Source organism: Streptococcus sp. (assembly GCF_030528045.1).
In the GTDB taxonomy this organism is placed as follows: Bacteria; Bacillota; Bacilli; order Lactobacillales; family Streptococcaceae; genus Streptococcus.
Genome location: NZ_JAUMZR010000002.1, coordinates 18110 through 38756, shown reverse-complemented (window position 1 = coordinate 38756; position 20647 = coordinate 18110). Strand labels below are relative to the sequence as shown.

The 20647-nt window shown below is 40.2% G+C and carries 17 protein-coding genes and 1 other annotated feature; of the genes, 16 read left to right on the top strand and 1 reads right to left on the bottom strand.

What is annotated here, in order from left to right; all coding sequences use genetic code 11:
- Window positions 1-46: 46 nt before the first annotated feature.
- From Q4A91_RS00755 to Q4A91_RS00735, 5 genes are read left to right on the top strand one after another with little or no spacing between them, the layout of a single operon-like run.
- Entirely contained in the window at window positions 47-883 is an 837-nt protein-coding gene (locus Q4A91_RS00755; protein ID WP_001281444.1) for a phosphorylcholine transferase LicD, read from the top strand.
- Window positions 880-1848 carry a glycosyltransferase family 2 protein gene (locus Q4A91_RS00750; RefSeq protein WP_303204048.1) on the top strand — a complete coding sequence of 323 codons (969 nt, stop codon included), beginning with the start codon at window positions 880-882 and terminating at the stop codon, window positions 1846-1848. The genes Q4A91_RS00755 and Q4A91_RS00750 overlap by 4 nt, the downstream gene beginning before the upstream one ends.
- 21 nt (window positions 1849-1869) lie before the next feature.
- A complete protein-coding gene (locus Q4A91_RS00745) occupies window positions 1870-4029 on the top strand; it encodes a LicD family protein (RefSeq protein WP_303204047.1) in 2160 nt (719 codons plus the stop codon).
- 57 nt (window positions 4030-4086) lie between these two features.
- Window positions 4087-4899, top strand: a complete 813-nt coding sequence (locus Q4A91_RS00740) for a phosphorylcholine transferase LicD (protein ID WP_303204046.1) — start codon at window positions 4087-4089, stop codon at window positions 4897-4899.
- A 43-nt stretch (window positions 4900-4942) separates the two neighbouring features.
- Window positions 4943-7471: an MBL fold metallo-hydrolase gene (locus tag Q4A91_RS00735; protein ID WP_303204045.1), complete on the top strand. Its 2529-nt coding sequence runs from the start codon at window positions 4943-4945 to the stop codon at window positions 7469-7471.
- A gap of 46 nt (window positions 7472-7517) precedes the next feature.
- Here the strand turns inward: Q4A91_RS00735 and Q4A91_RS00730 are convergent, their stop codons facing one another.
- Window positions 7518-8996, bottom strand: a complete 1479-nt coding sequence (locus Q4A91_RS00730; RefSeq protein ID WP_303204044.1) for an oligosaccharide flippase family protein — start codon at window positions 8994-8996, stop codon at window positions 7518-7520.
- 122 nt (window positions 8997-9118) lie between these two features.
- Here Q4A91_RS00730 and mecA point away from each other — a divergent pair, with 122 nt between their 5' ends.
- The 11 genes from mecA (at window position 9119) to Q4A91_RS00675 (ending at window position 20590) form a co-directional block, all read left to right on the top strand.
- Entirely contained in the window at window positions 9119-9859 is a 741-nt protein-coding gene (mecA, locus tag Q4A91_RS00725; RefSeq protein WP_303204043.1) for an adaptor protein MecA, read from the top strand.
- A 147-nt stretch (window positions 9860-10006) separates the two neighbouring features.
- Window positions 10007-11293, top strand: coding sequence for a homoserine dehydrogenase (locus Q4A91_RS00720; RefSeq protein ID WP_303204042.1), 1287 nt, complete (start codon window positions 10007-10009; stop codon window positions 11291-11293).
- Window position 11294: 1 nt separating this feature from the next.
- Window positions 11295-12164 (top strand): homoserine kinase, encoded by an 870-nt coding sequence (gene thrB, locus Q4A91_RS00715; protein WP_303204041.1) that lies wholly within the window; start codon window positions 11295-11297, stop codon window positions 12162-12164.
- A 258-nt stretch (window positions 12165-12422) separates the two neighbouring features.
- A complete protein-coding gene (gene msrB, locus Q4A91_RS00710) occupies window positions 12423-13361 on the top strand; it encodes a peptide-methionine (R)-S-oxide reductase MsrB (protein WP_303204040.1) in 939 nt (312 codons plus the stop codon).
- A gap of 60 nt (window positions 13362-13421) precedes the next feature.
- On the top strand, window positions 13422-15146 hold the full coding sequence (locus tag Q4A91_RS00705) for an ABC transporter ATP-binding protein (protein ID WP_303204039.1): 1725 nt from the start codon (window positions 13422-13424) through the stop codon (window positions 15144-15146).
- A gap of 1 nt (window position 15147) precedes the next feature.
- Window positions 15148-16896, top strand: coding sequence for an ABC transporter ATP-binding protein (locus tag Q4A91_RS00700; RefSeq protein WP_303204038.1), 1749 nt, complete (start codon window positions 15148-15150; stop codon window positions 16894-16896).
- Window positions 16897-16995: 99 nt separating this feature from the next.
- Entirely contained in the window at window positions 16996-18255 is a 1260-nt protein-coding gene (locus Q4A91_RS00695) for a TRZ/ATZ family protein (RefSeq protein ID WP_303204037.1), read from the top strand.
- Window positions 18256-18316: 61 nt separating this feature from the next.
- Window positions 18317-18452: a sequence feature (ribosomal protein L10 leader region), on the top strand.
- A 38-nt stretch (window positions 18453-18490) separates the two neighbouring features.
- Complete coding sequence (gene rplJ / locus Q4A91_RS00690) at window positions 18491-18991, top strand: 50S ribosomal protein L10 (protein WP_001287274.1); 501 nt, start codon at window positions 18491-18493, stop codon at window positions 18989-18991.
- Window positions 18992-19065: 74 nt separating this feature from the next.
- On the top strand, window positions 19066-19434 hold the full coding sequence (gene rplL / locus Q4A91_RS00685; RefSeq protein WP_001196964.1) for a 50S ribosomal protein L7/L12: 369 nt from the start codon (window positions 19066-19068) through the stop codon (window positions 19432-19434).
- Between the two features lie 119 nt (window positions 19435-19553).
- Window positions 19554-19814, top strand: coding sequence for a hypothetical protein (locus Q4A91_RS00680; protein WP_303204098.1), 261 nt, complete (start codon window positions 19554-19556; stop codon window positions 19812-19814).
- The gene (locus Q4A91_RS00675; RefSeq protein ID WP_303204036.1) at window positions 19811-20590 is read left to right on the top strand and encodes a replication initiator protein A; all 780 of its coding nucleotides are present in this window, start codon (window positions 19811-19813) and stop codon (window positions 20588-20590) included. The genes Q4A91_RS00680 and Q4A91_RS00675 overlap by 4 nt, the downstream gene beginning before the upstream one ends.
- The last annotated feature ends 57 nt before the right edge of the window (window positions 20591-20647 follow it).

The window sequence follows — 20647 nt, the reverse complement described above, 5'->3', positions numbered from 1 at the left end:
GTATAATAAAACGATATAACTCGTTATTGGACAGAAGAGGAGAGACATGAGTGATTTGAAAGCGATTCAGGCTCGTAGTCTGGAAATGGCTGAATATTTCGTCGCATTTTGTAAAGAACATGATTTGTTGTGCTATCTCTGTGGTGGTGGGGCTATTGGTGCCCTTCGTAATAAGGGCTTCATTCCTTGGGATGATGACCTAGACTTTTTCATGCCACGTAAGGACTACGAAAAATTAGCAGAACTATGGCCTCGTTATGCAGACGAGCGTTATTTCTTGTCAAAGAGTAACAAAGATTTTGTAGACCGTAACCTTTTTATTACCATTCGTGACAAGGAAACCACTTGTATCAAGCCTTATCAAAAGGATTTGGATTTGCCACACGGTTTGGCCTTGGATGTTTTACCTTTGGATTATTATCCTAAAAATCCAGCTGAGCGTAAGAAACAAGTTCGTTGGGCCCTGATTTATTCACTCTTTTGTGCGCAAACTATCCCAGAAAAGCATGGTGCAGTCATGAAATGGGGAAGTCGTATCTTACTCGGCCTGACTCCAAAATCTCTACGTTATCGCATTTGGAAAAAAGCTGAAAAAGAAATGACCAAGTATGGTCTGGCTGAGAGCGATGGAATTACGGAATTATGCTCAGGTCCTGGCTACATGCGAAACAAATACCCAATCGCATCTTTTGAAGACAATCTTTTTTTGCCATTTGAAGGAACTGAGATGCCCATCCCAGTCGGCTATGATGCCTATCTCAGCACTGCTTTTGGGGATTATATGACACCGCCACCAGCGGACAAGCAAGTACCGCATCATGACGCCATTATAGCAGACATGGACAAGAGCTACACAGAGTACAAGGGAGAATATGGAGCATGAAGGGAGAAAAAATAAGCGTTATCGTTCCAGTCTACAATGTAGAGGCGTATCTGGAGCGATGTGTGGAGTCGATTCTTCAACAGACTTATGCCCATTTTGAGTTAATCCTAATCAACGATGGTTCTACTGATTCTAGTGGACAGATCTGTGATCACTTAGCATCTCAGTATGAGAATATCAAGGTTTATCATATCGAAAATGCTGGTGTTTCAAATGCTAGAAATATGGGAATTCAGCTAGCGACGGGTTCTTGGGTTACCTTTATTGATAGCGATGATTTCGTTACCCAGGATTACCTAGCTACTTTAGCAAGTGCAGTTGAAGGGGTGAATGTAGGCTTTGTTATTGCTCCTCTGCACCATATCAAAAACGGCATTGTAACAGACATACCTTCACATTCTGGAAAAACAGAACTCTGGTCAACAGAAGAAACCATGAAGGAACTACTGATGACTACCAGAACATCATTTTTTCCAGTCGCAAAACTGTTTAAGAGAGACCTGCTTGCGGATGAAAAGTTTAATACCAATTATCACCTAGCTGAAGATGCCTTATTTTTAACTGAATTGTTACTAAAGACAAGATGCAGTTGCGTATTTATTGACAAACCTGTTTATTATTATGATCACCGTGAGGGAAGTGCAACAACATCTGTTAATCGACATGTATTTGACACGATAGAAGTTTATCAGCAAATAATTGCTCAAGTTTCACAAGCCTTCCCTAATTTAAAATACGAATTAATAAATAGAGAATGTTGGTCGTACATCACAGTTTACGATAAAATTATCTTTACTTCACGTGAAGAGTATCAAAAGGAGAAAGCTGAGCTGAGGACTTGGATTGTTCAGCACCGACGCGAAATATGGAAGGATGCTTATTTCACTACTTTTCGCAAGGTAGCGATCCTATCACTTGTCATTTCTCCATGGCTATATAAGAAAATTGTTGGATTAAAAAACTAATATCATGAGAAGGAGTTGAAAATGAATTTTTCAAAAATGGATGAATACTTTGAAAAATCAAAACTATGGATTGCGTATCTGTTTGTTTTTATTTCGATTTTAAGTATGAGTTCACTGGTTTATAAGATAGCAAATCCCCTCTATAAGGGATTGTCAGCGATTGTAGTGCTTTATATTTGCTATACCTTATTGTTTAAGTGGAAAGAAATCACAGTAGATCGCAAATTTCTATCCTTATTTGGACTCTTAGCTGGAAGTCATCTGCTATCAGCTATTTTCAATCGCTCTGGACATCTGATTGGAAATATGATTGAAATCCTCTTCATGGTAACCTATGTTTTATTATTTACCATGTTACAATCAGGGCAACTTAAAAAATTATTTGACTGGATTGCCTACACGGTTCAAATTGTATCTTTTTCTTCAGCAATTTTTGCGTTTGGTTTATTGGTAAGTAGAGTCCTTATCCTATTTAAGATTGGCGAACAATCTTATTACTATGGTGTCATGAATGGACGTCTGTGGGGGATTGTCAATCCAAATGCTAGTGCGATATTTTCATACATTAGCATTATTTTGGCTACGTATTTAATCCATAAAGGAAGTAAATATTCTGTTTATCTTAAACTGAACAATGTGATTCAATTCGTTTACTTCGCAACGATGCAAAGTCGAGGAGCCTTACTTTCTTTACTTCTCATGATTGGACTCTATAGTTTCTTTGCTACTAGAGGAAGTATCGTTAAACGATTCCTCACTTTTATAGTTGCTGGTTTGCTGATTACTGCAACTAATATTGGATTAAGCTATGTAACTTCAATCTATATCTCATCTGAAACTGCGACTGTCTTAGATTTAAACAAAGGACAATCCTATGCTGAAACAGATTCGTCTGTTACTAAGAAGAACGGTGAGCTACATCTGATCGAAACAACACCAAGTGGTAGAACCTATATCTGGAAAAATGCCATCAAGATGGGAAGTGCCAAACCAATTTTTGGTTATGGTGTACGAAATGTTCCAGATTACTACGCAGAATATTTCAGTAAATTTGAGATTCAAAACTCCCTTATCGGTGGGAATTTCCATAACATTTTTATGACCATATTTGTCAGTTCGGGAGTTCTAGGTTTGGTATCCTTCCTTCTTGTACTGGCTTATGTCATCAAGCGCTTTTTAACGTATTTGATTGTTTCCAAGAAAAATACTGATAAATTGATCATGATTCTTTTCTTCGGTATCTTGTTTGGTCAATTATTTGAAAGTCAGATTATGTATTCAACCAACTTTATTAATATCATCTTCTGGCTAGCAATTGGCTATGGACTCGTAGTCTGCAAACGAGATGAAGGAGTTCGGTACCAAGAAGTAACAGACGTCAATGAAATTCAAGAGATGGAACTTGGAATCATGGAGTATATTCATGAAGTTTGTCAGAAAATTGGAGTCAAGTATTTCTTAGCATATGGAAGTCTAATTGGTGCTGTACGCCATCAAGGATTTATCCCTTGGGATGATGACATGGATATCTGCATGTTACGAGAAGATTATGAAAAGTTGCAAGACTACCTTATCGCTAACCCTGATGAACGTTACGAGGTCATGTCTTATAAAAATAATCTCAACTATGTCTATCCCTTCATGAAAGTGCAGGATAACCATACTTACTTGCTGGAAGAAGCTGTTCGCATCGATTCGAATATGGGAATCTATGTAGATATTTTCCCTGTAGATGGCTACGAGGATGACGTACAATTTAAAAACAAGATGACGAAACTGATAAAGAAACGTCAATTGAATTGCTACACCTTTAAAGGCATTACCAATACGAAAAGTGTACTGAATTCACTGCTACGTTATGTGTCAGTTATTATTTTCTATTTCACCAATACAAACAAATACGTTGCCCAGATTGAAGAGCTTGCAAAATCCCGTAAAGTCTCAGATTATGAGCAAGTGGATTATCTTATCTACAAGGATATGAACAAACCAGTGTGGAGACGTGAATGGCTGGAACAAGTTACTACTGGAACATTTGAAGGTAAGGAATTTACCATTCCGAAAAACTATCATGAAATTTTGACCTCAGACTACGGAGACTATATGCAATTGCCACCGGTTGAACAAAGAGTATCTCATCATGATTTTAAATTATGGAAGATTGTTAAAAGGTCTAAATGACGGGATTGGGACTAAGAAACGTTTAAAAATATAGTCAAATTTAGGAGAATAGAACCTATGTCTGAAAGAACTTTAACTCTTGAAGAAATAAAGCAAGTAGAATTGGATATTTTAAAGTATCTATATGATCTTTGTGAACAACATCAAATCAAATACTTTATTGATTTTGGAACCTTACTAGGAGCTGTACGCCATAAAGGATTTATCCCCTGGGATGATGATACAGATATTTCCTTAGCGCGTGATGAATTTGAAAAACTGTACAAGGTTTTACAAAATGTAAATCATCCCTACTACAAATTGATTTCATTCAGAGAAACAAAGGGATATCCATACAGTTATATGAGAGTCTATGATGTAAGGACTCGTCGAGATGCTAACCTCGTAGACCCAACGGTCGTATTGGGAACTTGCGTTGACATTTTTCCATATGATGGTGTCGTCACAGAGGAAAGTGACCGTAAGAAAATGAAGCTCTACAAATATTTCATTCGCCTTTCTTCTTTGAATTTTAAAGGGATCAAGTCTGAGAATGGTGGACTTAAAAACCTCCCTCGTTATATGGGATCAGCTATTTTCCGCTTAACTTCCCCACAGCTATGGAATCAAAAATTAGAGAGCCTTGCTTTGAAGTATAGTGTAGATCAAGCAACAGATCTTACTTGTACTATCTATGACCCTTATTATCCAAATGGTATAAAAAAAGAATGGCTCTATGATTTGATTGATATGCCTTATGAAGATATTGTGGTCAAGGTTCCGAGAAAATACCATGAAATACTTGTCTACGAATTTGGAGAAAACTATATGACTCCACCACCTATTGAGCAACAAGTCCCAGGAGGGGATAAAAACTACTGGATTGATTAAATTTTTAAAAGTTGTTTATTGTTAAGATAAAGGAGTTTTCAAGGTGAAAAATAAATGGTTATTAAAATCAGTCAGCTATAGTGTTCTCGCATTTTTTCTATTACTGATTCAGTTATCGCAAGGAGTAGATGCAGATACCATCTCTGCAGGTTCGGGCAATCGTATCCATTTCATAAATACTAAAGCAAAATCTGGGAGTGATGCCATCCTTCTGGAAAGCAATGGTCACTATGCTTTGATTGATATGGGTGAAGACTATGATTTCCCTGATGGGAGTGACTCACGCTATCCAAGCCGCTGGGGAATTTCCATGAGAAATTATCAAGTATTGGAGGATCGATTGATTCGCCACTTGGATCGAATAGGTGTAAAAAAATTAGATTTTATTATAGGAACTCATGTTCATAGTGACCATATTGGTGGAGCGGACGAAATACTCAATCGATATCAAGTCGGTAAGTTTTATTTGAAAAAATATTCAGATGATCGGATTACAGCAAACTGGGGACTATGGGATAATCTTTTCAATTATGATAATGCTTTGAGAGCAGCTCAAAAACGAGGAGTTACTCTTATCCAGAATATTTCAGATGAGGATAGCCACCTAAAATTAGGTGATATGGATATCCAACTCTACAACTATAAGAATGAATATGATGCTGACGGGAATCTGAAAAAAGTTCGAGATGATAACTCCAACTCCATTGTTTCAGTAGTGACTGTGGCAGGAAAGAGAATCTATCTTGGTGGAGATTTGGATAATGAAGAAGGAGCAGAAGATAAGTTAGGTCCAGTTATCGGCAAGGTTGATATGATGAAATGGAACCACCATTATGATGCGACAATTTCAAATACGATTAATTTCCTTGAAAACTTATCACCAAAAATGATTATTCAGACAACTGGTGGAGATATTAATGTTGCTTCAACCAGAGAATACCTTCAGAAGAAAAATATTCAGGTTCTTCATGCTGCGAGCCAAACTCAAGATGCTACCGTTTTTGATATTAGCGATAAAGGATTTGCTAATGTTTCAAATACCTTCCCTGATATCCCTGTAGTTGACGAAAAATGGTATCAAGAAGATGGTTATTGGAAATATCGTTTGACTGACGGAGAAATGGCTATCGGCTGGAGAGAGATTGGCGGAGCCACTTACTTCTTTAATGGAAAAGGACAAATGCAAGCAGGTCGCTGGCTTCACCTTAACGACGACCGGGGAGAAAATGCTAAAGGGAATGATTACTATCTGAACCAAAATGGTAAAATGCAAACTGGTGGTTGGTTCAAACTAGACGACTCTTGGTATTATATCCAATCAAATGGTGCTAGACGATTTAGCGAGCTCTCTGAAATTGGAGGGAAAAAGTATCTCTTTGCGGCAGATGGCAAGATGCTAACAGGACATCAAGTCTATAATGGCAAGAAGATGTTCTTTAGCGAAAGTGGTGCACTCCAAACAGCAGGTAAGCCTTCAACTTGGCAAAAGATTGATTCAAATTGGTATTTCTATGATGAGGATGGGCTAAAGACCGTTGGTAAAAAGAATATCAATGGAAGCACATACTACTTTAATCAAGAAGGTGTCATGCAAACTGGCTGGGTCTTTGTTGATGGTCAATGGAACTATTTTGCAAGTTCTGGAGCTATGAAAACCGGTTGGGTCAAGGATCAGGAAACATGGTATTATCTGGATAAAGATGGCATCATGTTAACTGGCAGACAAGATATAAATGGTGTTCGTTACTATTTGAATGCTAGTGGTGCCATGCATACTGGCTGGAAGTGGCAAGACAATAGCTGGTACTTCTATACGAACTCAGGTGCTATGAAAATTGGTTGGTTGAAAGATAAAGAATCATGGTATTATTTGGATCCAGAAACTGGTATTATGGCTGTAGGATCTAAAGAGATTGACGGTAAGAACTATTTCTTCAGCTCTGCAGGTACTATGCAAGTTGGATGGCAGTGGTCAAATGATTCTTGGCATTACTACGCTACGTCGGGCGCACTCCAAAATGGTTGGTTGAAAGATGGTGACGCCTGGTATTATCTTGAAGGTAAGGAAGGCGTTATGTTAGTCGGCCTCCATCAAGTAGATGGTAAGCAATATTACTTTAGCAAATCTGGTGCCATGCAAACTGGCTGGAAATGGTTTGATAATCATTACCGTTACTTTGAATCAAATGGAGCCATGAAAACTGGTTGGATAAAAGACAAGGGCGTCTGGTATTATCTAAATCCTGAAGATGGCATCATGTTGGTTGGCCTTCATAAAGTAAATGGTGATCATTATTACTTTGATGAATCAGGAGCTATGCAAACAGGTTGGAAACAGCTTGATGGTAATTGGTACTATTTCCAAGCTAATGGTTCTTTGTTGAAGAACGCAACAACACCTGATGGTTACAAAGTAAACGAAGAAGGAATCTGGAAACAGGCTGTTGCTGCTGTAAATAGCGATGCAGTCAAGCCAGAACAGAAACAAGAAGCTAATTCCTCTATTGTTGAACAACCTAAACAAGATTCAAATCTAGAAGCCAACGCTTCTGATAAGAAAGAAAACGAATAAAGAAGAAATCCCCTACTGGCAATTAATTTATCAGTAGGGGATTTTTTTAATTTCGTTTTAATTTAGCAAGTACAAGGTTCAGTGCATAGTGGAGTGTTTTGTCTTTGGTGATAAAGAGGGTCAAGAGGTAATAGATACCACAAGTTGACACGGTAGAAAGAACCATGAGAATCATATTAAAGTTTACTGTGTAGGAATGGATTTGGAAAATCATCTTGAAAATATAGAAGATTGGGATAAAACCAAGGGATATGAGGCTATAACGTGTTAAGGTTATAAAAATTTCTTTTAAACTAATCAGTTGGTGTTTCTTGATAAAATGAATTTCAAGTAAAACAACGATAGTTTCTGCGATAATGGTCGTAGCGATGTAATACTCAGGTGCAAAAATATTATTGAAATACAAGATGCTATTTAATAGTATATTGGCACCACCACCAAGGAAGTAGAAGGCAGTTAAGCGATTTTCATGGTCGTTGATAAAGATAATCTGTTTACCAAGAATCAACTCAATAGCCCAAATGATGGTACGAAAAGCGAAGACGCTAGTTACGATACCCGCTTCAAGATATTTTTCAGAAGAATAAATAACAGTTGCGTACCGTCCCAATATCATAATCCCGATACTAGTTGGAACCATAAGGAAATAGAATAAGGATGCCGCTTGATTCACGAGATAATTATAGGACTTGTAATCCTTTTTACCGAGATAGTAGCCAAGGCGTGGAATACTGACGTTGATAGCTCCGCTCAAGACACTGGCAATCAACATGACGATACTATAGGCAATTGTATAATAAGAAATATAGTTTTCATCTGGTCCCTTGGTGATAAACATTCTATCTAGCAAGGTGTAAAGCATATTAGCGTTTGCTAAGAGAAGCATAGTGAAGAGCGGTTTAGAAGCTTTGACTAATTCGACGAAACCGATCTTAACAAAAGAAACTTCTCTCTTAATCCAAAGAAAACTGAGCAGGTAGTTGAGGATAGTGGTCGCTGTCATAACGATAGCATAAGGAACGATATCATCTGCTGTTTTAACGAAGGCGAAGATAGCGACCAGCATGGTAATTCGAATAATTAACGTTTTGTAGAGGATGAAGGCATAATTTTCATAAGCCTCGTTCATCCATTCGATATTGAGAAATTGGAAGAGTGCTTGAGCCCCTAGGATGTAGTAGAGGACTTTCAGATTCTCAATGCTGGTGTCAAAGAAGATAATGAGGAAGTAGATACCAGTGGTCAGGAGAGAGGTGAAAACCGAGATATAAAACAACTTAGAAAAGACGTAGTTGATTTTATTCTTGTCATCCTTGACCTTACTAATAGCTCGAATCCCGTAGTTGTATATTCCAAAGGCAGCTAGTGGAATAACGAAACTTGCCCAGGTATTGGCTATATTGAAATAACCGTAATTGGATTTGCTGAGAATCCGCGTCAGATAAGGATTGGTTATCAGTGGAAAAACGATATTGAGAATATTGACCAGCAAGCTGGCCAAGGCATTTACTTTTATATTTTTCATTGAACTTTCTTTCTTAAATCTAAAATCATATCTAGTATTATATCACATTCTTGCTTCATTCTTTTGATAAAATCGTAAAAATCTAGTATAATAGATAGACTGAAAGTATGAGGTTACTAGATATGAAGATGAAACAAATTAGTGATACAACACTGAAAATCACGATGACTTTAGATGATTTGATGGATCGGGGAATGGAAATCGCAGACTTTCTCGTTCCTCAGGAAAAAACCGAAGAGTTTTTCTATGCTATTTTAGACGAGTTAGAGATGCCTGACAATTTCTTGGATAGTGGCATGCTGAGTTTCCGTGTGACACCAAAACCTGATAAGGTGGACGTCTTTGTGACCAAGTCCAAGATTGACCAAAATTTGGATTTTGAAGATTTGGCGGATCTACCAGACATGGAAGAATTAGCCCAAATGTCGCCAGATGAATTTCTCAAAACCTTGGAAAAGAGCATTGCAGATAAGACCAAGGACGATATTGAGGCCATCCAATCTCTAGAGCAGGTCGAAGCAAAGGAAGAAGAGCAAGAGCAGGCAGACAAGGAGACGGAGAATAAGAAAGAACCTTACATCTACTACATCCTGCGCTTTGCAAGCCTTTCTGACTTGGTTGCTTTTGCAAAGACGGTTAACTACCAGATGGAAACATCTGAACTCTATAAGATGAATGGGCACTACTATTTGACAATCTTAGTCGATGTAGAAAATCATCCTAGTCCATATCCAGCCTGGCTCTTGGCTCGTATGCATGAGTTTGCAGACGACAGTGACATCAGTCGTTCAGTCTTGCAAGAGTATGGGCAAATATTGATTAACCATGACGCAGTTCTCGGTCTGAAAAAGATTCGTTCATAATTTTTAAAATCAATTTTCATTTATCAAGAAAGACGAATCATGGGATTCGTTTTTTCTTTACTAGACTGAAATAGTGATTTACTATAATAGGAATTTTCACAAAATTCTGTTATAATGGCTATATCAGAAAATTTCTAGGAGACAAACATGACAGTTAAAATTGCTTTACTTGGATTTGGTACCGTTGCAAGTGGCGTGCCTTTCCTCCTAAAGGAAAATGGAGAAAAAATCGTTCAGTCAGCTCATTCAGAGATTGAAGTAGCCAAGGTATTGGTCAAGGATGAAGATGAAAAGAACCGCTTGCTTGCAGCAGGAAATGACTTTAACTTTGTAACCAATGTAGATGATATTTTAGCAGACAAGGACATTACAATCGTAGTGGAGTTGATGGGGCGTATCGAACCAGCTAAAACCTTTATCACTCGTGCCCTGCAAGCTGGGAAACACGTTGTTACTGCTAATAAGGATCTTTTGGCTGTCCATGGAGCAGAATTGCTAGAAATCGCTAAAGAGCATAACGTAGCACTTTACTACGAAGCGGCAGTAGCTGGTGGGATTCCAATTCTTCGTACCTTAGCAAATTCATTGGCTTCTGATAAAATCACGCGCGTTCTTGGTGTCGTTAACGGAACTTCTAACTTTATGATGACCAAGATGGTGGAAGAAGGCTGGTCTTATGATGACGCTCTTGCGGAAGCACAAAGACTAGGATTTGCAGAAAGCGACCCTACAAATGACGTGGATGGGATTGACGCAGCCTACAAGATGGTGATTTTGAGCCAGTTTGCTTTTGGTATGAAGGTTGCCTTTGACGATGTAGCCCACAAGGGAATCCGCAATATCACACTAGAAGACGTAGCTGTAGCCCAAGACCTGGGTTATGTAGTGAAATTGGTTGGTTCTATCGAGGAAACTCCTTCAGGTATTGCTGCAGAAGTGACTCCAACCTTCCTTCCTAAAGTGCACCCGCTCGCTAGTGTGAATGGGGTAATGAACGCAGTCTTTGTGGAGTCTATCGGCATCGGTGAGTCTATGTACTACGGACCAGGTGCGGGTCAAAAACCAACTGCAACAAGTGTTGTAGCGGACATTGTCCGTATCGTTCGTCGCTTGAATGATGGTACCATCGGTAAAGACTTCAACGAATATAGCCGTGACCTAGTCTTGGCAAATCCAGAAGATGTTAAAGCTAATTACTACTTCTCAATCTTGGCTCCAGACTCAAAAGGTCAGGTCTTGAAATTGGCTGAGATTTTCAACGCTCAAGATATTTCCTTCAAGCAAATCCTCCAAGATGGCAAAGAGGGTGACAAGGCGCGTGTAGTGATTATCACTCATAAGATTAATAAATCACAACTTGAGAATGTTTCAGCTGAGTTGGCCAAAGCTTCAGAATTTGACCTCTTGAATACCTTCAAGGTGTTAGGAGAATAGGATGAAGATTATTGTACCTGCAACCAGTGCCAATATCGGGCCAGGTTTTGATTCGGTCGGTGTAGCTGTAACCAAGTATCTTCAAATTGAGGTTTGTGAAGAACGGGATGAGTGGTTGATTGAACACCAGGTTGGCAAATGGATTCCACATGACGAGCGTAATCTCTTGCTCAAGATTGCCTTGCAAATTGCGCCAGACTTGCAACCGAGACGCTTGAAAATGACCAGTGATGTTCCCTTGGCGCGTGGTTTGGGTTCTTCTAGCTCTGTTATTGTTGCTGGGATTGAACTAGCTAACCAACTGGGCAATCTCAACTTATCTAACCACGACAAATTGCAGTTGGCTACCAAGATTGAAGGACATCCTGACAATGTAGCTCCAGCAATTTACGGCAATCTCGTTATTGCAAGTTCTGTTGAAGGAAATATTTCAGCGATTGTAGCTGACTTCCCAGAGTGTGATTTTCTAGCTTATATTCCCAACTATGAATTACGCACTCGCGATAGCCGCGGTGTCCTTCCTAAGAAATTGTCCTACAAGGAAGCTGTTGCAGCTAGTTCTATCGCCAATGTGGCCGTTGCAGCCTTGTTAGCAGGAGATATGGTGACAGCTGGTCAAGCAATCGAGGGGGACCTCTTCCACGAGCGTTATCGTCAAAGTCTGGTCCGTGAATTTGCGACGATTAAGCAAGTAGCTAAAGAGAATGGTGCCTATGCAACCTATCTCTCTGGTGCCGGACCGACAGTGATGGTCTTGGCTTCTCACGACAAGATGCCAGCGATTAAGGCAGAATTGCAAAAGCAGTCTTTCAAAGGCAAACTTCATGATTTGAAAGTTGATACCCAAGGTGTCCGTGTCGAAACAAAGTAAAGAAATAGAAGATAGGATGGGGAAACTCTTGATTAGAGGGCTTCCTATCCTTTTTTTGAAAAGAAGTTGATACTCAATGAAAATCGAAGAGCAAACTAGGAGCTAGCCGCAGGTTGCTCAAAACAGTGTTTTGAGGTTGTGGATAGAACTGACGAAGTTAGCTCAAAATACTGTTTTGAGGTTGAAGATGTAAGCTGACGTGCTTTGAAGAGATTTTCGAAGAGTATTAGTTAAAAACTTGATAAAGGAGAAATAAAGATGTCAGAAATTTATCTAGCAGGTGGTTGTTTTTGGGGCCTAGAGGAGTATTTTTCACGAATTTCTGGGGTGCTAGCAACCAGTGTCGGCTACGCTAATGGGCAAGTCGAAACGACCAATTACCAGCTACTCAAGGAAACAGACCATGCAGAGGCTGTTCAAGTGATTTATGATGAGAAAGCAGTGTCACTTAGAGAGATTTTGCTTTATTATTTCCGTGTCATTAATCCCTTGTCTATTAACCAGCAGGGGAATGACCGTGGTCGCCAATATCGAACTGGGATTTACTATCAGGATGAAGCAGACTTGCCAGTTATCTACACAGTGGTGCAGGAGCAGGAGCGTATGCTTGGTCGAAAGATTGCAGTAGAGGTGGAGAAACTTCGCCACTACATTTTGGCTGAAGACTACCATCAAGACTATCTCAAGAAAAATCCTTCAGGTTACTGTCATATCGATGTCACAGATGCTGAGAAGCCATTGATTGACGCAGCCAACTATGAAAGGCCTAGTCAAGAGGTGTTAAAGGAAAGCTTAACTGAAGAGTCTTATCGTGTCACCCAAGAAGCTGCTACAGAGGCGCCGTTTAGTAATGCTTATGACCAAACTTTTGAAGAAGGGATTTATGTAGACATCACGACGGGTGAGCCACTCTTTTTCGCCAAGGATAAGTTTGCTTCAGGTTGTGGTTGGCCAAGTTTTAGCCGTCCGATTTCTAAGGAATTGATTCACTATTACAAGGATTTGAGCCATGGAATGGAGCGAATCGAGGTTCGTTCTCGGTCAGGAAATGCTCACTTGGGTCATGTCTTTACAGATGGACCTCAGGAGTTAGGTGGCCTGCGTTACTGTATTAATTCTGCTTCCTTACGTTTTGTGTCCAAGGACGAGATGGACGAAGCAGGATATGGCTATCTATTACCTTACTTAAACAAATAAAACAGAGAGGGTGGGCGCTTCCCACTTTCTTCATTTCCAGAATAAGAATAGAAGGGACTTATGAAACACTTACTATCTTACTTCAAACCCTACATCAAAGAGTCGATTCTAGCACCCTTGTTCAAGCTGCTAGAAGCTGTTTTTGAACTCTTGGTTCCCATGGTGATTGCTGGGATTGTTGACCAGTCCTTGCCCCAGAGAGATCAAGGACACCTCTGGATGCAGATTGGCCTGCTCCTTATCTTTGCAGTGATTGGCGTTTTAGTGGCCTTGATAGCCCAGTTTTACTCAGCCAAGGCAGCGGTTGGATTCGCCAAGGAATTGATAAACGACCTCTATCGTCATATTCTTTCCCTACCCAAGAACAGCAGAGATCGTTTGACAACTTCTAGCTTGGTGACCCGCTTGACTTCGGATACCTACCAGATACAGACTGGGATCAATCAATTCCTGCGCCTCTTTTTGCGAGCGCCTATTATCGTCTTTGGGGCTATCTTTATGGCCTATCGCATCTCGGCTGAGCTGACTTTCTGGTTTTTAGTTATGGTTGTCATTTTGACGATTGTCATTGTCGGGTTATCTAGACTTGTCAATCCTCTCTACAGCAGTCTCAGAAAGAAAACGGATCAGCTGGTTCAGGAAACGCGCCAGCAATTGCAAGGCATGCGGGTTATTCGTGCTTTTGGTCAGGAAAAACGAGAGTTACAAATTTTTCAAACTCTTAACCAAGTTTATGCTAGATTGCAAGAAAAAACAGGCTTCTGGTCTAGTTTATTAACACCTCTGACCTATCTGATTGTTAATGGAACTCTTCTCGTCATCATCTGGCAGGGCTATATTTCAATTCAAGGAAGTTTACTCAGTCAAGGTGCCCTCATTGCCCTCATCAACTATCTCTTGCAAATCTTGGTGGAATTGGTTAAGCTCGCCATGCTGATCAATTCCCTCAACCAGTCCTACATCTCAGCCAAGCGAATCGAGGAAGTCTTTGACGAGGCTCCAGAGGATATTTTTTCAGAATTAGAACAAAAACAAGCTACCAGCGATAATGTTTTACAAGTCCAAGAATTAACCTTTACCTATCCTGATGCCGCCCAGCCTTCTCTGAGAAACATTTCCTTTGATATGAAGCAAGGGCAAATCCTTGGTATCATCGGAGGAACTGGTTCTGGTAAATCAAGCTTGGTGCAAGTCTTACTTGGTCTTTATCCGGCAGACAAGGGAAGTATTGATCTTTATCGAAATGGACGTAGTCCTCGTAATCTTGAGCAATGGCGGTCTTGGATTGCCTATGTGCCCCAAAAGGTCGAACTCTTTAAGGGAACTATTCGTTCCAACTTGACTTTGGGTTTCAATCGAGAAGTGTCTGACCAGCAACTCTGGCAGGCCTTGGAGATTGCGCAAGCTAAGGATTTTGTCAGTGAAAAGGAAGGACTTTTGGATGCCCTAGTTGAGGGAGGAGGGCGAAATTTCTCAGGCGGACAAAAACAAAGGCTATCTATTGCCCGAGCAGTCTTGCGTCAAGCTCCATTTCTCATCCTAGATGATGCGACCTCGGCCCTCGACACCATCACCGAGTCAAAGCTCTTGAAAGCTATTAGAGAAAATCTGCCAAATACGAGCTTAATCTTGATTTCTCAACGGACTTCGACACTTCAGATAGCTGACCAGATTCTCCTTTTGGAAAAAGGTGAGCTCCTAGCTGTTGGCAATCACGAGGACTTGATGAAAACTAGCCAAGTCTATCGCGAAATCAATGCATCTCAACATGGAAAGGAGGACTAGCATGAGACGACAAACCGCAAACCAGACGCTCAAACGTTTAGCCGTAGATTTAGTAAGCCATCCTTTTCTCCTTTTCCTTGCCTTTCTAGGAACTATTGCCCAAGTTGCTTTATCGATCTACCTACCTATCTTGATTGGGCAGGTCATTGACCAGGTCCTAGTAGCTGATTCTTCACCAGTTTTTTGGCAGATTTTTATCCAGATGATCTTGGTGGTTATAGGAAATACACTGGTACAATGGGCCAATCCTCTTCTTTATAATCGTCTAATCTTCTCTTATACCAAAGACTTGCGAGAGAGAATCATTCATAAGCTCCATCGGTTACCGATTGCTTTTGTGGATCGGCAGGGCAGTGGAGAGATGGTTAGTCGTGTGACCACAGACATAGAACAGCTGGCAGCCGGCTTAACCATGATTTTCAATCAATTTTTCATTGGTGTTTTGATGATTTTGGTTAGTATTCTAGCCATGCTCCAAATTCATCTCCTCATGACCCTCTTGGTCTTGCTGTTGACGCCCCTGTCCATGGTGATTTCACGCTTTATTGCCAAGAGATCTTATCACCTCTTCCAGAAGCAAACGGAGACGAGAGGAATTCAGACTCAGTTGATTGAAGAGTCTCTTAGCCAGCAAACTATTATCCAGTCCTTCAATGCTCAAACAGAGTTTATCCAAAGACTGCATGTGGCTAATGCCAACTATGCAGGCTATTCTCAGTCAGCCATCTTTTATTCATCAACGGTTAATCCTTCAACTCGCTTTGTCAACGCACTCATTTATGCTCTTCTTGCTGGAGTAGGAGCTTATCGAATCATGATGGGGTCCACCTTGACCATCGGACGTTTAGTGACTTTTTTGAATTACGTCCAACAGTACACCAAGCCCTTTAATGATATTTCTTCTGTTCTAGCCGAATTGCAAAGTGCTCTCGCTTGCGCAGAGCGCGTCTATGCTGTCTTAGAAAGTCCTGAGGTAGCTGAAACAGGTAAGGAAGTATTGACCAGTGACCAAGTCAAGGGAGCTATTTCCTTTAAGCATGTTTCTTTTGGCTACCATCCAGAAAAAATCTTGATTAAGGACTTATCCATCGATATCCCAGCTGGTAGCAAGGTAGCCATCGTTGGTCCGACAGGTGCTGGTAAGTCAACTCTTATCAATCTCCTCATGCGTTTTTATCCTATTAACTCGGGAGATATCTTGCTAGACGGTCGTTCCATTTACGACTATACCCGAGCGTCATTGAGACAGCAGTTTGGCATGGTGCTCCAGGAAACCTGGCTCAAGCAAGGAACCATTCATGATAATATTGCCTTTGGAGATCCTGATGCCAATCGGGAGCAAGTGATTGCTGCTGCAAAGGCAGCCAATGCAGACTTTTTCATCCAACAGTTACCACAGGGATATGATACTAAGTTGGAAAATGCAGGAGAATCACTATCTGTCGGCCAAGCCCAGCTCTTGACCATCGCCCGAGTCTTTCTAGCTATTCCCAAGATTCTTATCTTAGACGAGGCGACTTCCTCCATCGATACACGGACAGAGGTGCTAGTACAGGATGCCTTTGCTAAACTCATGAAGGGACGTACAAGCTTTATCATTGCTCACCGTTTGTCAACTATTCAGGATGCGGATTTGATTCTTGTCTTGGTAGATGGTGACATTGTTGAGCATGGTAACCATCATGACCTCATGGCTAGAAAGGGCAAGTATTACCAAATGCAAAAAGCTGCGGCTTTTAGCTCTGAATAATCCTTTCTATTTTAAAATCTTATGAACGAAAAAAGTTGCCTTCGGGTGACTTTTTTGTTACAATAGCTAGAAAAATCATGGTCTTAGAAGGAGAAAATAATGAAAGTCTATCAGCATGTAAATATCGTGACTTGTGACCAAGATTTCCATGTTTATTTGGATGGTATCTTAGCCATTAAGGACTCCCAAATTGTCTATGTCGGTCAAGAGAAGCCAGAGATTTTAGAACAAGCTGAGCAGATTATAGACTATCAGGGAGCCTGGATCATGCCTGGTTTGGTTAATTGCCATACCCATTCTGCTATGACAGGCTTGCGAGGGATTCGGGATGATAGTAATCTCCATGAATGGCTCAATGACTATATCTGGCCTGCAGAAGCAGGATTTACTCCCGACATGACTACCAAGGCAGTCAAAGAAGCTCTGACAGAGATGCTCCAGTCAGGAACAACAAGCTTCAACGATATGTATAATCCCAATGGTGTGGATATTGAGCAAATTTATCAGGCAGTTAAGGCTTCCAAGATGAGTTGTTATTTCTCACCGACCCTCTTTTCTTCAGAGGCAGAAACAACTGCTGAGACTATAAGCAGAACACGATCCATTTTAGAAGAAATCTTAGGATATGAAAACCCAAATTTCAAGGTTATGGTAGCCCCTCATTCTCCCTACAGCTGTAGTAAAGATTTACTGGCAGAAAGCTTAGAACTGGCAAAAGAGCTGGACATTCCCATCCATATCCATGTGGCGGAGACCAAGGAGGAATCAGGAATTATCCTGAAACGTTACGGCAAACGCCCCCTCGCCTTTCTTGAAGAACTAGGTTACTTAGATCATCCGTCTGTTTTTGCTCATGGGGTTGAGTTAAACGAGAGAGAAATTGAACGCTTGGCAACTTCTCATGTGGCTATCGCCCACAATCCTATTAGTAACCTCAAACTGGCCTCAGGGATCGCTCCAATCATCCAACTGCAAAAAGCAGGAGTAGCAGTCGGAATTGCGACTGACTCTGTTGCTTCCAATAATAATCTAGATATGTTTGAGGAAGGACGGACCGCAGCTCTCTTACAGAAAATGAAGAGTGGAGATGCCAGCCAGTTTCCAATCGAGATAGCCCTTAAGGCACTGACAATCGAAGGAGCTAAGGTTCTAGGAATGGAAAAGCAGATAGGAAGTCTAGAAGTCGGAAAGCAGGCAGATTTTCTCGTTATTCAACCACAAGGAAAAATCCATCTTCAACCTCAGAAAAATATGCTCTCTCATCTGGTTTATGCTGTCAAATCCAGTGATGTTGATGATGTTTATATCGCTGGAGAACAGGTGGTTAAGCAAGGCAAAGTTTTGACAGTAGAGATTTAAAAAAATTTAAAAAAAGTTTGCAAAAATCTTGCATTCTTTTTTTGTCTATGCTATACTTATATACGGTTTGAAAAAACTGCCTAAGACAGTAGGGGAGCTCGACTCATAAAGATCCTACCGAGGACAAAACGTATCATGTAAAAAGAAGCGTATTGTACTTTCGTGTCTAGGTTTGGGCGCGTTTTTCTTTTGGAAAAATTCCCCAAGCAAAATAATTACGGAGGTGAACACACTAATGAGTGAAGCAATTATTGCTAAAAAAGCGGAACTAGTTGACGTAGTAGCTGAAAAAATGAAAGCTGCTGCATCTATCGTCGTTGTAGACGCTCGTGGTTTGACAGTTGAGCAAGATACAGTTCTTCGTCGTGAGCTTCGTGGAAGCGAAGTTGAGTATAAAGTCATTAAAAACTCAATCTTACGTCGTGCAGCTGAAAAAGCTGGTCTTGAAGATCTTGCATCAGTATTTGTTGGACCATCTGCAGTAGCATTTTCTAACGAAGATGTTATCGCACCAGCGAAAATCTTGAACGATTTTGCTAAAAACGCTGAAGCACTTGAAATCAAAGGTGGTGCAATCGAAGGCGCTGTCGCATCTAAAGAAGAAATCGTTGCTCTTGCAACTCTTCCAAACCGCGAAGGACTTCTTTCTATGCTCCTTTCTGTACTTCAAGCTCCAGTGCGCAACGTTGCTCTTGCAGTCAAAGCGGTTGCAGACAACAAAGAAGACGCAGCTTAATCTTAAGCTACGCGGCGTAGCCTAGCTACGGAAAAATTATTATAAAATTTAAAACTTATTTGGAGGAAATAACAATGGCATTGAACATTGAAAACATTATTGCTGAAATTAAAGAAGCTTCAATCCTTGAATTGAACGACCTTGTAAAAGCTATCGAAGAAGAATTTGGTGTAACTGCAGCTGCTCCTGTAGCTGTTGCTGCAGCTGGTGCTGCTGACGCTGGTGCTGCTAAAGACTCATTTGACGTTGAGTTGACAGCTGCTGGTGACAAAAAAGTTGGCGTTATCAAAGTTGTACGTGAAATCACTGGTCTTGGACTTAAAGAAGCTAAAGAACTTGTTGATGGTGCACCAGGTGTCATCAAAGAAGGCGTTCCAACTGCAGAAGCTGAAGAAATCAAAGCTAAATTGGAAGAAGCTGGAGCTTCAGTTACTCTTAAATAAGAGGCATATACCAATTAGAATTCGGAATACTATAGTATCAGCCTTTTAGAATCGTGAACACATTTTAGAAACTGATAAATTAATTTAGTTTCCTGCCAAAAACCCTACCAAAAATTAATTTGGCAGGGTTTTTATTTTTAATAAAATTATTTTGGAGAACAGTTGAATATTGTTCTCCTTTTTTTATTTTCTGGAGGGAAAATGACAAAAGAATTACAATCATCACGCTATATTGTCATTTCATTTCATTTTTAGTACGTGAAATGGGAATTGACATTGTTGAAGCCATATCTCTTATGGCTGAATTAGAAAAAAGTGGCTTGATTCTATTGGAATCAAGTGGAGATTTAATACTCAAAGAACTTGGAGGAGCGCTATGAAACGAATTACCGCAAATCAATACCAAACTTCAGAACGGTATTATAAATTACCTAAAATTCTTTTTGAAGATGAGAAATATATGGATATGAAACTAGAAGTAAAGGTGGCTTACTCTATTTTAAAAGATCGTCTAGAATTATCTCTCAATCGTGGTTGGATAGATGAAGAAGGCGCGGTCTATTTAGTATTTTCTAATTCTAAACTGATGAGGCTGTTAGGTTGTTCGAAGTCCAAATTACTGTCCATCAAAAAGACTCTTAAAGAATATGACTTAATTGATGAAGTTCAACAGTCTTCAAGTGAGAAAGGAAGACTAGCTAATAAGATTTATTTAGGGGAATTATCTTCTACCCCAGTATCTATTTCTGACAGGACTAGTGTTAAAAAAAGACTAGGGCAGGTTGAAAATGAAACGGCCCCCGTCTCATATTCAGCCCCTAGTGAGACTGAAGTTAGTGAGACTAAATATAGTGAGACTGATTCTTTATTTAGTGAGGATGAGGAGGATAGGAATACTCAACCTATCTTGAAAAGAAAAGTAGAAAAGGTCACAAAATATGATCGAGATTATATTTGGGGATTGGTGCAAGATCAATTTAGACGAGAGGGTTTTTCTGAAACAGCCAGTGAAATTGCTATGACTGATTTTGAGAGAATCTATCAGTGTGCTCTTGACAATGTTCGCTTTGTTAGACGTGCGGAAGTGCTTGCTGAATTTGTGTTTAACGGCTTGTATTCTGTTTGGAATAACCGTGTTAGAAAAGGAGGTGGTTAAATGTCGCCAATCGAGTGGATATTAGTTATGCTCATTGTCATTTCAAGTGGAGTGACA